Origin of the sequence: Streptomyces sp. NPDC002935 (assembly GCF_040611295.1) — a bacterium.
Lineage (GTDB): Bacteria > Actinomycetota > Actinomycetes > Streptomycetales > Streptomycetaceae > Streptomyces.
Genome location: NZ_JBEXNW010000002.1, coordinates 26,021 through 39,309 on the forward strand (window position 1 = coordinate 26,021; position 13,289 = coordinate 39,309).

At 70.0% G+C, this 13,289-nt stretch carries 13 protein-coding genes and 2 pseudogenes; 4 read left to right on the forward strand and 11 right to left on the reverse strand.

The genetic code is table 11. The features are described 5' to 3' along the window. Window positions 1-235: 235 nt before the first annotated feature. The gene (locus tag ABZX90_RS02285; protein WP_355200925.1) at window positions 236-868 is read left to right on the forward strand and encodes a VTT domain-containing protein; all 633 of its coding nucleotides are present in this window, start codon (window positions 236-238) and stop codon (window positions 866-868) included. Between the two features lie 12 nt (window positions 869-880). On the opposite strand, the gene ABZX90_RS02290 is transcribed toward ABZX90_RS02285, so the two are convergent. Continuing rightward, a complete protein-coding gene (locus tag ABZX90_RS02290; protein WP_351121776.1) occupies window positions 881-1,111 on the reverse strand; it encodes a DUF2277 domain-containing protein in 231 nt (76 codons plus the stop codon). A gap of 171 nt (window positions 1,112-1,282) precedes the next feature. On the opposite strand from ABZX90_RS02290, the gene ABZX90_RS02295 reads away from it, so the two are divergent. Together ABZX90_RS02295 and ABZX90_RS02300 are read left to right on the forward strand one after the other, a co-directional pair. Then, window positions 1,283-2,056 (forward strand): MBL fold metallo-hydrolase, encoded by a 774-nt coding sequence (locus ABZX90_RS02295; RefSeq protein ID WP_355200927.1) that lies wholly within the window; start codon window positions 1,283-1,285, stop codon window positions 2,054-2,056. A 142-nt stretch (window positions 2,057-2,198) separates the two neighbouring features. Next, window positions 2,199-3,113 carry a 2-dehydropantoate 2-reductase gene (locus ABZX90_RS02300; protein WP_355200929.1) on the forward strand — a complete coding sequence of 305 codons (915 nt, stop codon included), beginning with the start codon at window positions 2,199-2,201 and terminating at the stop codon, window positions 3,111-3,113. A gap of 176 nt (window positions 3,114-3,289) precedes the next feature. Here the strand turns inward: ABZX90_RS02300 and ABZX90_RS02305 are convergent, their stop codons facing one another. The 6 genes and pseudogenes from ABZX90_RS02305 to ABZX90_RS02330 all read right to left on the reverse strand — a co-directional run bounded on the left by ABZX90_RS02305 (window position 3,290) and on the right by ABZX90_RS02330 (window position 8,130). Beyond that, window positions 3,290-4,201, reverse strand: a complete 912-nt coding sequence (locus tag ABZX90_RS02305) for a LysR family transcriptional regulator (protein ID WP_355200931.1) — start codon at window positions 4,199-4,201, stop codon at window positions 3,290-3,292. Between the two features lie 38 nt (window positions 4,202-4,239). Continuing rightward, a complete protein-coding gene (locus ABZX90_RS02310; protein WP_355200933.1) occupies window positions 4,240-4,827 on the reverse strand; it encodes a hydrolase in 588 nt (195 codons plus the stop codon). A 2-nt stretch (window positions 4,828-4,829) separates the two neighbouring features. Next, window positions 4,830-5,174: a hypothetical protein gene (locus tag ABZX90_RS02315; RefSeq protein WP_355200935.1), complete on the reverse strand. Its 345-nt coding sequence runs from the start codon at window positions 5,172-5,174 to the stop codon at window positions 4,830-4,832. Then, window positions 5,093-6,169, reverse strand: a pseudogene (locus ABZX90_RS02320) (MFS transporter); the annotation flags it as partial. The pseudogene ABZX90_RS02320 and the gene ABZX90_RS02315, both read right to left, overlap by 82 nt. Window positions 6,170-6,258: 89 nt before the next feature. Then, window positions 6,259-6,723: a MarR family transcriptional regulator gene (locus tag ABZX90_RS02325; protein WP_351121764.1), complete on the reverse strand. Its 465-nt coding sequence runs from the start codon at window positions 6,721-6,723 to the stop codon at window positions 6,259-6,261. A 204-nt stretch (window positions 6,724-6,927) separates the two neighbouring features. Beyond that, the gene (locus tag ABZX90_RS02330; RefSeq protein ID WP_351121762.1) at window positions 6,928-8,130 is read right to left on the reverse strand and encodes a hypothetical protein; all 1,203 of its coding nucleotides are present in this window, start codon (window positions 8,128-8,130) and stop codon (window positions 6,928-6,930) included. A gap of 350 nt (window positions 8,131-8,480) precedes the next feature. Here ABZX90_RS02330 and ABZX90_RS02335 point away from each other — a divergent pair, with 350 nt between their 5' ends. Continuing rightward, entirely contained in the window at window positions 8,481-8,813 is a 333-nt protein-coding gene (locus ABZX90_RS02335) for a hypothetical protein (protein ID WP_351121760.1), read from the forward strand. Window positions 8,814-9,047: 234 nt separating this feature from the next. On the opposite strand, the pseudogene ABZX90_RS02340 reads toward ABZX90_RS02335, so the two are convergent. From ABZX90_RS02340 to ABZX90_RS02355, 4 genes and pseudogenes are all read right to left on the reverse strand, one after another. Further along, window positions 9,048-9,149, reverse strand: a pseudogene (locus tag ABZX90_RS02340) (SMP-30/gluconolactonase/LRE family protein); the annotation flags it as partial. 1,146 nt (window positions 9,150-10,295) lie between these two features. Next, window positions 10,296-11,111, reverse strand: coding sequence for a hypothetical protein (locus ABZX90_RS02345; protein WP_351121758.1), 816 nt, complete (start codon window positions 11,109-11,111; stop codon window positions 10,296-10,298). 391 nt (window positions 11,112-11,502) lie between these two features. Beyond that, a complete protein-coding gene (locus tag ABZX90_RS02350; protein ID WP_355200938.1) occupies window positions 11,503-11,940 on the reverse strand; it encodes a hypothetical protein in 438 nt (145 codons plus the stop codon). A 237-nt stretch (window positions 11,941-12,177) separates the two neighbouring features. Then, the gene (locus ABZX90_RS02355) at window positions 12,178-12,522 is read right to left on the reverse strand and encodes a hypothetical protein (protein WP_355200940.1); all 345 of its coding nucleotides are present in this window, start codon (window positions 12,520-12,522) and stop codon (window positions 12,178-12,180) included. Window positions 12,523-13,289 lie beyond the last annotated feature (767 nt).

The following is a 13,289-nucleotide window of genomic DNA, read 5'->3' on the forward strand; positions in this document are numbered from 1 at the left end:
CTCGCCCCGCGCCGGCGCTCGCGCCGTCCCTCATTTGCACCCATAGGGAATATCAACGGCGTGCTCCATACCGGAGCGTGCAGGTCCGTGGACGTGATGTGACCGACACCTGAGGCCCCTGAGGCCCTTCTGTCACATCCGCGGCGTACGCTGTATGGCTGTCACACGACGCCCCGCCACTCCCCGCGAGTCGCTGAGCGGTCGTGTCCACGGGGGATATCGGGGGAGAGTTTCGGTGCTGGAGAGTGTGGGGTCGCTGACAGGCAGCCCATGGATCTACGCGGCGGTCGCGGTGTCCGTCCTTCTTGATGTGTTCCTGCCGGTCCTGCCCAGCGGCGTCCTGGTGATCACGGCGGCGACCGCCGCGGCGGGCTCCGCCACCGGTGCCGTTCCGCACGCCGTGCCCGACATCCTGTTGCTCACCCTGTGCGCGGCCACGGCCTCGGTCCTCGGCGACCTGGTGGCGTACCGCCTCGCCTGGCGCGGCGGCGACCGGCTGGATCGCGCCATCGCCCGTTCCCGCCGCCTGACCAGCGCGCAGGAACGTCTCGGCGAAGTCCTGGCCCGCGGTGGCGGGGCCCGTGGCGTGCTCGTCGTCGTCGCCCGTTTCGCGCCGGCCGGCCGCTCGGTCGTCTCGCTCGGCGCGGGCGCCGCGCACCGCCGGGTCCGCGAGTTCCTGCCCTGGTCCGTCCTCGCGGGCGTGGCCTGGGCCGGGTACAGCGTGGCCCTCGGCTACTTCGGCGGCCAGTGGCTGGGTGCCACCTGGCTCGCGACGGGCGTCTCGTTCGGGGCGCTGTTCGCCGCGGGAGCGGGCGCGGCCTATCTCGTGCGCCGGCCCGCGGTACGGGGACCGGTCACCGGCGCCTGAGCCACGGCCGCGCTATCCGGCGCGCTGGGCCGGCGCCCCGCGCACCTCCAGGCTGTCCAGCAGTTCGGCCGTGGCCGCCGCGACCGCCTCGACGGCACGGTCGAAGACGTCACGGTTGTGGGCGGCCGGGGCGCGGAACCCGGAGACCTTGCGGACGTACTGCAGAGCGGCGGCGCGGATCTCCTCCTCGGTGGCTTCCTCGGGGATCGCGGGCGGGCGAAGTGTCTTGATGCTGCGGCACATGACTCCAGTCTCGCGCGTACGGCGCCGTCATGGTCACCGCTCACGGAATCGGGCCGCCGCGGCCGGAATGCGTCGACGACCGGCCGCCGCCACCGGCATCCGGAAACCGTCCCGTCCGGGAACCTCCACGGCCGGGGAATACCGCCGCCGGTTCCGCGGATTGTGCGGAACATGACCACAGTGGAGATCACCTATGTGGGCGGCCCCACGGCCGTCATCGCGATCGGCGGGCTGCGGCTTCTCACCGATCCGACCTTCGACGCTCCTGGCGAGTACCCCGTCGGCGCACGGAAGCTGGTGAAGACCGCCGGACCCGCGCTGCCGGCCGAGGAGCTCGGCCCGGTCGACGCCGTCCTGCTCTCCCACGACCAGCACCCGGACAACCTGGACACGTCGGGCCGTACGTGTCTCCAGGGCGCCCCGGTGACCCTGTCCACGGCGTCGGCGTACGAGAGGATCGGTGCGCCCGTACGGGTCGTGCCCTCCTGGGAGTCCGTCGAACTGGACCGTCCGGACGGCGGGGTGCTGCGCGTGACGGCCGTCCCGGCACAGCACGGACCCGACGGCTCGCTGCCGCTCGTGGGCGAGGTGACCGGCTTCGTCCTGTCCGGTGAGGGGCTGCCCACGGTGTACGTGAGCGGCGACAACGCGTCCCTGGACGTCGTACGGGAGATCGCGGACCGGGAGGGCCCCTTCGATGTGGCCGTGCTGTTCGCGGGCGCGGCGCGCACGCCGCTGGTACCGGACGCGCCGCTGACCCTGACCAGCCAGGACGCGGCCCGGGCGGCGGAGATCCTGGGCGCGGACCAGGTCGTGCCTTTGCACTTCGAGCACTGGGGTCACTTCACCCAGGACGGTTCGACCCTGACGAAGGCCTTCGCGGACGCCGGGCTCACGGACCGGCTGCGACTGCTGGAGCCGGGGGCTTCGGTACGCCTGCCGTAGCGGCGCCCGCGGTCCCGTTCACGGCAATACCCCAGCAAATCCTTGGAGTTGGGCAAGCTTCTCCGAGGATTGACTCGGGTGACCGTCCCTTGTGATCATCGCCGTGGCCCCGCTCGGGGCCCGCCGAGAGGAGCGAGGACATATGGCGAACGACCGGCTGACGGTGGCGGTGCTGGGTCCGGGCGGTGTCGGCGGGCTGCTCGCCGCTCTTCTGGCCCGCGCCGGCCACCGGGTGATCTGCCTCGCCGGGGACGAGACCGCGCGGGCGCTGGCCACGGACGGCATCGAGGTGCGCAGCGGCCACTTCGGCGACTTCACGGCGCGGGTGGCGGCGGACACCGAGCTGCGCGAGCCGGTCGACGTGTGTCTGATGACGGTCAAGGCGACGGCCCTGGACAGCGCCCTGGAGCGCGTCCCGGCGAAGGCCCTGGGCGAGGAGGGTCTGGTCGTCCCGTTCCTGAACGGTGTCGAGCACCCGGCGCTGCTGCGCGAGCGATACCGCCCCGAGCAGGTGGCCCCCGCGGTGATCCGCGTGGAGTCGACGCGGATCGCGCCGGGGGTGATCGAGCACGGCAGCCCGTTCGCCGAGGTCGACCTGACCGCCGAGACGGCACCCCGGGCGCGGGTCGAGGAGCTCGTCGGTGCCCTGGAGTGGGCCGGGGTCCGTGCCCGGGTCCAGGACGGCGAGGCGGCGACCCTCTGGGCGAAGATGGCGTTCCTCGCGCCGTTCGCGCTGCTGACGACACGGTACGGGGTGCCGGTGGGCGACGTACGCACGCTGCACCGTGAGGAGTTGGCCGCTCTGGTCGAGGAGACGGCGGCGGTCGGCCGCGCGTGCGGTGCCCCCGTCGATCCGGCGGCCGCCCTCGCCCGCTACGACGCCTTCCCGGCGAGCACCAGGTCCTCCATGCAGCGCGACGCCGAGGCGGGCCGCCCGCTCGAACTCGACGCGATCGGCGGCGCGTTGCTGCGGGCGGCGGAGCGGTCCGGGGTGCCGGTACCGGTGGCGGGCGGACTGGTGCGGGACCTGACGCCGCCCGCCGGCGCGGACGACTGACGGCGGGGCGCCGCCCGGGGACAACAAGGGTCCGGGGAGAAGGGTCCAGGGAACCGGGGCGGCGCCCGCGGACTTTGAGGCCCTACGAGACCACGGCGGCGCCCGAAGACATCCGCGGTTCGGGAGACCGAGGCGGCATCCGAGAACAACCAGGGCCTACGGGACCGGTGTCGGCGTCAGTCCCCCGCGGGCGTCCCGGCGTCAGCGCAGTGCTGGGCAACCGTGTCGGCGAAGGCGTGTGCCACGGGTGACAGGGCGTCCCACTGGCGTACCGCCCAGCCGACCGTGAGGGGCGGCAGGGCCGGTACGGGAAGAAAGCAGAGGCCGGGGCGGCCGGGGCCGCGCAGGCCGGGCAGGTCGGGGACGACGGCGTGGCCGAGGCCGAGTTCGGCGAGCAGGATCGCGGTGTCCCAGTCGGCGACGCTGGTGTCACTGGCGCTCGCCGGTATCCCCAACTCCCGGTAGGCGGAGTCGAGATGGGCGCGTGAGGTGGAGTTCTCGGGCAGTCCGACGATCCGCAGTCCGGCCAGCTCCTCCCCCTCGATCCGCTCCCGCCCGGCGAGTTCGTCGTCGGCGCGTACGGCGAGCACCCAGGAGAGGTGGGCGACGGCCCGCTGCTCGACCCCGCGCACCGGCGGGCCGAGGGTGATCCAGGCGAGGTCGAGGTCGTGGTCGGCGAGCGCGTCGAAGCAGCCACGGCTGGAGTTCTCGGTCCGGAACTCCAGGCTCACCTTGGGGTACCGGCGCCGGAAGTCGACCACGGCCTCGGCCATGAAGTGCCGCACGGTGGTGCCGCCGGTGGCGATCCGCACCGCCCCGCCGCCCCCGCGCGCCAGCTCGTCGAGGCGGCGCAGCGCGAGGTCGAGGCCGGCCATCCCGTCGGCGGCGGCCCGTTCGAGGACCCGCCCGGCGCGGGTGGGCACGACGCCCCGGGCCTGCCGTTCGACGAGCCCGACCCCGACCTCGCGTTCCAGCCGGCGTACGTGCTGGCTCACCGCCGACTGTGTGCAGCCCAGCTCCCGGGCCACGGCGCTCAGGCTCCCGGCCCGGCAGACGGCGACGAACACACGAAGATCATCCAGAGTCACGGGCCCCAAGGTAGCGGCGGCCCGTCGGGGGTCTTCGCTCAGGCCCGGGTCTTGTCGAGCAGCTCGACGATCTCCTCGGTCGTCCCGGTCTCACCGAGCCGCGGGAAGATCCGCTCGACGCTGTTGCGGTGCGTCTCGGGATCGAGGTCGGACATCGCGTCGGTGGCCAGGGTGACGTGGTAGCCGTGCTCGTGGGCGGCGCGGGCGGAGGACTCCACACCGATGCTGGTGGCGATGCCGGCCAGCACGATCTGGTTGATCCCGCGGCGGCGCAGTTGCAGGTCGAGGTCGGTGCCGTAGAAGGCGCCCCAGTTCCGCTTGGTCACGGTGATGTCCTCGGGGTGCCCGGCCAGGTCCTCGACGAGGACGTCCCAGCCCGCCGGGAAGCCGCCGGCGCGGCTCGGGCCGTCGATGCGGCCGTGTACGGCGTCCGCGCCGTCGGCTGCGGCGGTGACCCGGACGAGGACGACGGGGAGGTCGTGGCCGCGGAAGGCGTCCGCGAGCCGGACGGCCCGTCGCACCACGTCGGCGGCGGGGTGCGGGGCGAGGCCCGGGTTGCCGACGATGCCGTTCTGGAGGTCGATGAGGACGAGTGCGGTGCGGGGGTCGAGCGTGGTGACTGCCATGGTCAGGCCTTTCGGGGGGTGAGATCGCGAAGGGATCGGTCGATGAGGGTGACCGCCAGGAGCAGCGCTGCTCCGGCGAGCATGAGGAGAGCCAGACGGTGCATGCCGCCGGTGTCGGCGCCGTGCGGGAAGAAGGCGGCGTCGGCCGCGGAGGCGGCCATCGCGCCGAGGTAGGTGAAGGTGCGCAGCAGCCCGGCCGCGGAGCCGATCCGGGCGGGGTCCGCCTGCCGGTACAGGGCGTTCTGATTGGCCAGGCCATTGAGACCTGCGGAACACCCATGAGGGCGCCGACGCCGGCCAGCAGCCAGATCGCGCTGGCGGAGTTCATGGTCAGCAGCGCCGCGCATCCGGCGATCTGGACGAGACTCCCGACCACCAGCTTGCCGCGGACCGACTCCCGCCGTCCCGTGACGCCGGAGACGAGGAGTCCGCTCAGCGACAGCGGCAGCAGGACGAGCCCGGCGGCGGCCGCGTGCAGCCCGCGCCCCTCCTCCAGCCACTGCGTGAACCCGTAGAGGAAGGCGTACGCCGTGGTGTAGCTGAGGAACTGGCGCAGGTAGGTGGCCGGCACGGGCCTGTTGCCGCCGAGCACCCGCAGGTCGATGAACGGCTCCGGGACCCGGAGTTCCCGCCGCGCGAAGGCGGCGCCGGCGACGAGGCCGAGCACCGGCAGGTACCAGTCGGCGGCCCGCGGCCTCATCAGGAACAGCATCAGCGAGACGAGGAGGGCGGCGAAGAGGGCCATGCCGACGAGGTCGACGCTTCGCGCGGTGGGACCGTGCGCCGCGTCCCGGCCGGTCGCGCGCTCGGGGGCCTTCGGCAGCCGTGTTGCTCCGAGGACCAGGCAGGCCAGCGACAGCGGCACGTTGACGAGGAAGACGGTGCGCCAGCCGCCCACGCCGATGAGCAGGCCGCCCAGGGTGGGCCCGATCACGGCGACGGTCTGGGCGGATACGGCGAGCGCGGTCAGTACACCGGCCGGGCTGTCCTGCCCGGTGCGCTCGGCCTCACTGCGGGTGAGGTGCATCGCGGCGGGGTACGCGGCCGAGGTGCCGAATCCGAGCAGCACCCGGGCGGCGACCAGCGCACCGAGGTTCGGGGAGAGGGCGCCGAGAAGTCCGGCGACGCCCACCATGGCCGTACCCGCGAGGTAGAGACGGCGTGGGCCGTACAGGTCGACGAGCCGTCCGATGACGGGTTGCCCCACCGCGGTGGCGAGATAGAGCCCGGAGACCAGCCACGCGGTCTGCGCCGGCATTGCTCCGAGCGCCTGGCCGATCGGCACCAACGCCACCGCGATCATCGAGGAGTTGACCGGGTTCAGCACGGAGCCGAACACCATCGGGGCGATCAGCCGACGGTCGAAGCGGTCGGGCGGGCGGCGGCGCGCGGCGGTGAGGCGCTGCTGGAGCCGCTCCCGGAGCGTGGGTGTCACGGCCGGGTGAGCCGTTCCAGCAGGGCCATCGCCTCGATGACCGTCTGTCGCTCGTCCTCCGTGCACCGGTCCTGGAAGGCCCGGGCGAGCCACTCGGACCGGGCCTGCCGGGTGCCTTCGACGCGCTCACGCCCGGCATCCGTGAGCGTGACCAGCTGACGCCGGCCGTCCCCGGGGTCGGGGTTGCGCTGGATGAGCCCGTACTGGTCGAGGGCCGCGAGCGTGGCGGCCATCGACTGCGGGCGCACTCCTTCGGTCGCCGCCAAGGCGCTGGCCGTGGCGGCCCCGCTCTTGCTCACCAGGGTGAGCGCGGAGACCTGGGAGGGCGTGAGGTCCTGCTTCTCGGAGACCTCACGGATCCGCCGCCGGAGCAGGCTGAACGCGACCCGCAGGTCCTGCGCCGCGCGGGCGGCGGAATCCGAGACACCCGCGTCGTTCCGGCCGTTGCCGCTCTGATCCATATCGGCACGGTAAATTATTCAGTCCAGACTGTCCAGTTCAAACTGTGCAGTTTGACCTGAGCAACGCCGCCCCGCGCAGGCAGGCAGGAGCCGCAGGGGCGCCTTGTCGACGATGGCCGGCTGGGCTGGTCAGAGCGCGGATCGACGAAGGGACTGCCGTCCGGCCGGTGTGGCGGACGGCAGCTCCGGTCGGAGCGTGCGGGATCAGCCGGGGAGCCGGTCCATGATCCAGGTGCACAGCTCCTGGGTGATGGCCGTGTGCGCGGTGGTCGTGGACGAACAGAGGTAGCCGTCCAGCTCGCTTTCCTCCGGGCCGGCTTCGCCGATGTTCAGGTACAGGTCGTCCTGGTTGTCGATGTCGCGGATCGCGACCGCGCTGACCGAGGGGACGAAGCACACGTCCTCCTGTCGCAGGTCCGCCTTGCCGCCGAGCTTCTCCATCGCCTCGGCGAGGATCTTGTACGTGTGCAGGGTTCCGCCCGGCGCACCGTCCAGCTCCGGGAAGCCGCTGGTCGTGATGGTCTTCTCGGCCTTGGGGAACCTGCGGTTGAGGTAGGCGGCCGTCACGTCGTCACCCTGGGCCTGGGTGTAGAACGTGGTGCCCGGGTAGATCCGGTCGATCCGCAGCGCGACCTCGCCGGGCGTCAGGTCCGGCAGGCCGACCCCGTCGGCGCGACCGTTGGCCACGGCGATCTTGCGCGGGATCATCGGCCAGCCGCCGAGCCGCTCCAGCGCGGCCAGGAACTCCGTACGCTCCCGGGCGACGCCGATCTTGCCGGTGTCCTTGTCGTAGTGCTGCCACAGCATCTGGCGCGCGGCCGCACTGTCCATCTGCTTCGCGAAGTCGTTCGGGAACGGGATGAAGTGGGAGAACGCCTGCACGCCGACCGGGATGGAAGCGCCGCGGTGGGGGCTGTCGTAGGAGAAGTACAGCGCGGTCTGGTGGTCCATGCGCTCGCGTTCCATCTTGGCGAGTGCGTAGCGGGTGACGATGCCGCCCATGCTGAAGCCGCCGACGACCAGGGGGGCGTTGCCCTGCCGCTCGGCGATGGTCCGCATGATGGCGGCCGTGGCCGCCTGCGCGTTGTCCAGGATCGAAGCGCTGCGCTCCTCGAAGCCGAGCAGGATCACGTCCCTGCCGCGTCGGCGCAGCTCGGAGACGAAGCGGAAACCGTCCTCGAGCCCTTGGTAGAGCACGTCGAGCTTGCTCCGGCCGAGGTTGAAGCCGTCGGCCATGATCACGGGCCGGACGAGACCGTCGTTGCCCTCACCGGGAAACACCCAGGCGAAGCCGTTCGGCAGGGGCCACTCGTCGTGCTCCGGTACTTCGATCGTCCCGGCGGGTTCGGCGGTCAGCGGACCGCCGAGGGTGAACGAACCGACGTTGGGCTCGGCCGTCTCGGACATGGTCGTACTCCTCGTGGGGGGGGTGGGTGAGACGACGTCATCATGGAGGCCGATCTGAGGGCGATCTGGGCGCATCACTCTTGTGAGCTGCGGAGTTCACCACATCTGATGGAGCACCGACGGGAAGTGTTTAATGCGCCCGGCATGTGCCACTGGCCCGTTCTCGTCGCTCGCCCGTTCCCCGCCAACGCCCACCGAGCAGGACCGCTCGCGATGACCACCGCACCCGGACGCCCGAGCCGGCCGCGCCACCATTCGCCACGGAACCAGGCCACAAGCCGGGACACCCGTTCGCGTGAAGTCCCGGAAGGAACTCGCATCACAAAATCGAACAGGCGTAGCATTGCCGCGTGGCAGCGACCTATGACTTTCCGAGTGACCTCCTCGCCGGTCAGGAGGAGCTGCATCAGGTCCGGGCCGAGCTGCTGGCCCTGCTGAAACGGCTTCCCTGGTCGGTGGAGCCGCTGGACGGCTTCAGTGACACCGGCGGCTGGCGCAAGGTGGAGCGCCCCGCCTCCCCCGGCTGGACCGCCGACGAACAGGCCGAGGTCGAGAAGCTGCGCCAACGAGAGCGCGAGCTCACCGTGTTCGTCTCCGGCCACCGCTTCTGGTCGGAGGTCGCCCCTCCGGACAAGGTCGACGCGCGGATGCGCCTGAAGCACACGCGTGACACCCCGTCATAAGGCGGCGCCCGTCCCGGCCCAGGGCCTGTCCGGCGGATCAAGTCGGAGGAAACCTGCGGCGCCTGATCAGCGCACGCGAGCGGGGCCTGGTGCGTGCAACTGCAAGGCGGAGGAGGGCGTCGATGCGGAGCATCGGCAACCGACGACAACGCCGCTGGGGGTCCCCCCTGCTCGAAGAGCTCGGGGGAGGGCGTGCCAGGCCCCGCGTCTCCGGCATGATCCGCCGGACAGGCCCTAGCGTCGCGGCGCGCCGGTCACCGACAACACCAGCGAGTACAGGGAGGTGGTGGGCGTGATGAACAGGCGGTTGTTCTTCGGGCCGCCGAAGGCGATGTGCTGCGCCGCCTGTACGCGATCGACGGGGTCAGCGGAACGCAGGCGCCGGTGGTCCTGGAGACCTTCTTCGAAAGGGCGTTGGACGCGGGACAGCCCGCCGGAGGCCGACGAGGCGCTGGGCCAACATGATCCACGCCGCCATGGCACCCCTCCGCCGGGAGGCCAACCCGCGGACCAGGGAGTCCCCCTGGGCGGGTCAGGGCTAGGTCAGGGCTCGTGAGCGATCCCGAACAACGGCGAAACCGGATCCACCGTCTGCCGAACAGCCGGATGTGACGCGTCAGAAGAGTGTTCGGTGGATGTCGATAAATTCAGGGCGCCAAAATGGTTTTACGCATTCAGACTGGCAGTATAATTCTTCGATTTCGATTTCGATGCCTGCCAAATTTCTGTCGATAGTCGATAGTCGATATCCGCTCAATGAGTGGCTTTCCCGGACCGGACCGGCGTGCTGCGGCAACGCTCCGAGCCCGCCCTGTATCCCTTTGGACGTCATATGAGGTGATGAGGAAGGGCTGGAGAGAGTGTTCGAGCGAAGGAAATTCCTCATGGCCGGCGCCCTGGGAAGTGCGGCCCTGCTTCCACAGGGTGCACTCGGAGCGCGGGCGTATGCGGGGCCGGATCGAGCCACTGCCGGACCGGGCCACTGACGGACCGATCGACCCGCGCGTGCCTCGTCAGGTCGATCTCGCGATCCAGCGACTCGCGCTATCGCGCTGTGGCTCGCGACCTGTCACGAACCAGAACGGAACAGGGCGATCATCACTGCCACCATCACGGCGCCGGACACCACGGAAATAGCGAGGTACGCGAGTCTGGACCACTTCTCGGCATTCAATGGGTTCCCCTCCCCTGGCAGGCCACCGGACACGGCATCCTGCCGCATCATCCCAAATGATCAACGTCTTACGATCAGAAACGACGTTGCAGGCTTCAGGCGCGGTGGGCGGAGTCGGGACGCTGCACTCCGTGTAGCCCACCGCGCGCGGAAGCCCCACCGGAGCATCCCGGCGGGGCTTCGTCGTCTCACGCGCTCTCACACAGGTCTCACGCAGGTCTCACCAACTGTGCGGACTCCCCGGGACGCGAGACCCCACGACCGCACACTCAACTCCCGCGGCTCACCGGTGAACCCTCACACCGCCTTCATCGGATGCCGGAGGCGGCCGGTCCCGCTCCGCCGCGGACGGTGACCCCGAACCGGGTCCGCATCCGCCGCAGCTCCCACAGCGAGACGGCGGTCACCGACAGCGGACCGCCCAGCAGGGAGCAGAACTGGAAGACCGGCGGGCCCTCCGGCATGCCGCTGTCGATCAGGTTGAAGACCACGAGCACCCACACCAGCACTCCGGTGAGCACGGGCGGCAGCATCGGGTGGACGTGGGCGGTGTTGAAGGCACTGCGGGCGGAGTACAGCGACGCCAGGAAGAAGAAGGGGAAACCCCACACCATCACGGCCAGCGACAGGAGGAGCATCACATAGACCACCCAGTCCTTCCGGTCCCCGACGGCGACCTGGGCCGTGGTGTACAGGACACCGCCGATGACGATCACCGTCAGCAGGTACCAGCCGACCGCCTTGAGCGGTGCATGGAGCCGGGAGCGCAGATGCGGGCGCAGGTGCGAAGGCGCGTAGAGGATGAAGCCGAGGACGACCAGCGGGCCGGTGCAGAGGAGCAGAACCGGGGTGATGATCATGTTGGCGACGCCTTCGGTCGCCGCGTTCTCCCAGCGGTCGGCATCCACGCCGTAGACCAGGATCAGCGCGAGGGCGGCGACGACGCCGAGCACCGTACGGGCCACTTGGACGCGGTCCACGGTGCGGTCCTCGATCCGGCCGTCGCCCTCCTGCACGAAGAGGCGGGTGGCGACGCGGTGCGCCGAGCGGAGGACGAGGCCGACGAGGAACGGGACGGAGAAGTACCACAGGCGGCTGCGCCGTCGCTGCGGGCGAGCGGGCACTGGGGCCGGCTGGCCGTAGGGGTACGGGTTCTGAGGTGGATACGGGTGCGGCGCGGGCGGACCGTAGGGACCGCCGGCAGGCGGTGGCCCGTAGGGGCTGTTGGCCGGCGGCCCGGGAGGACCCCATCCCTGGCCGCTCGGTCCGTTGCCAGGTTGTCCCGATCTCGGGCCCGGCCCCCATCCCCCGCTTGCCATGTCTCTTTCCCCGTTCGTCTTCGGCCAATTGCCGTGTCGCACGGCGACATCGCGGCAGTTTAGTGGCTCATGAGCCACCTTCCGCACGGCAGTTGTGTGAACTCTGTCAGCCTTCCGGGGAGACTCCGGGGTGATCGTTCCTGCCATGACGGGCAGTTGAAGCCCCACCTGAAGGCTCGGACGACTGCTCGGACGTCTACTCGGACGACTGCTCGGACGGCCAGCCGGCCAGCCGGGCGCGGGCTTCCTGCGCAATGACCCGCCACGGGTCATCAACCAAACGCGCCACTGCCGACCGCGGCGAGTGAGGATGGCTTGCGACGAGCCTCCGCACGGCGTCATGCGGATCGTCGACCAGCCGTTCCAGCAACTCGGGCGGGCAGTAGCGCTTGCCGGCCACCCGGTCTCGGACTCGCCAGTCCGGATCCTTGATCAGCTCCGCCAGGATCTCCGACGGCACCGTCCTGTTGTGCGCGGCCCAGAAACGCATATCGGGATGGTTGCGCACCAGGTCCCACCAGACGGGCAGCGGGAGAGTTGCCCACGCCGTGCGGTTGTACTCCGCCCGGTTCTCGCTCTTCCGCAGCCGGATGAACTCCTCCGCGGAGGTGATCGCAGGGAAACGGTCCGTCATGGCAACCAGTAGGCCACGGCGTTTAGGTCACACGTCAAGCATCGCCGACCTCTTCCAGATAGGGCTTGGGCACAGCGACATCCTTCCCACCCGCCCCGCAGGCCAAGCCAGTTCAAGATGTCACCCGATCGTGCGGCAGACCCCGCCGATGCGTGGCGACGCCGGAGCAGATGGAGCTTGGCAAGCGGTGACGAGCCTCGATCCGCCTGTGGCTCAAGCCCTGACGAGCCGGTGCCGTCAGCGGGCTTCCAGTTCTTCGGCTCGCCGCCCGAGTTCCGCCGCGATGTCGTCCCAGTCCGGGCCGTGCAGCCACAGGTTCTGCGCGGCCTCCCGAAGCAGAGTCGGCTCGTCTGGCCTTTGCAGGAGCACAAGTCGATAGGCGAGGTTGCGAATCCACACCGGGAACTGGCCGTCGACCAGGTTCGGGCAGAGCTCCCGCAGCATCGAGAGGATCGCGTCCGCATCAGCGAACGTCAGCTCCTCGACGAAGTAGTGCTCGCGGTGCTCCTGGCCGCACGCCGGTGTCGGGCGGTATTCATCTCCGTAAAGGCACCTGGCGTGCTCGGTCAGGGTGCTGTGCATGCGCTGCACCCTACGACCTCGTGATCCGCCGGACAGAACCTAGGCGGACCGCGGCTCCCTGCCCGTCGCCTTCTTCGCCGCCCAGCGGCAGCGCTTACTTCGCGGCAGGGGGTGTTATTCAGCTACTGTACCGACCGCCCGCTCGTGGACATGCCAAGCGCGCTCAACTGCAGTCACCAGGAGAAGATATGAACTTGCGTCACATTGCCAAGGCGCTTGCTGCCACGGCAGCCACAGTCGCTCTCCTGGCGTACGGGGCCGGATCAGCTAGTGCGTATCCGGAGTGGCAGACATATAGCTCCAACTCAAGGTGGCATTGCGGCACTACCACTCACCACGCAATTTCTAATTACATAGACTTTCAGACGTGCATCGTTACTGATTCAGACGCGAGTCACGCCCAGGCTGTGCTGGTTGTCGCCAATCGATCCACCAAAGCTGCCGACATTTGGGGAGTCGTGCACTCGGATCAGCTTTACGGTTCGCAGAATCCCGGATGGGGCTGCGGCCACTACACGCTCGCCGGTGGGCAACGTCGCGCCTGCTTCGGAAAGACCGTAATGCTAGGTTGCGGTGTATATAAGGCCTGGTCAGAGCTGTACGCTAACAACGTTGAGGAAGATTCACTGCAGGCCGTAATGGATTCATTCTGCCCTTAGAGCACTTAGTGCTCCAGCCGTAGATGATGATCGCCATACGTTTTGGGCTGTTTGTCGATGTCGTACCCGCCCCTGGCCATGCTGATCTCTGATGGGTCGACGGCCGGT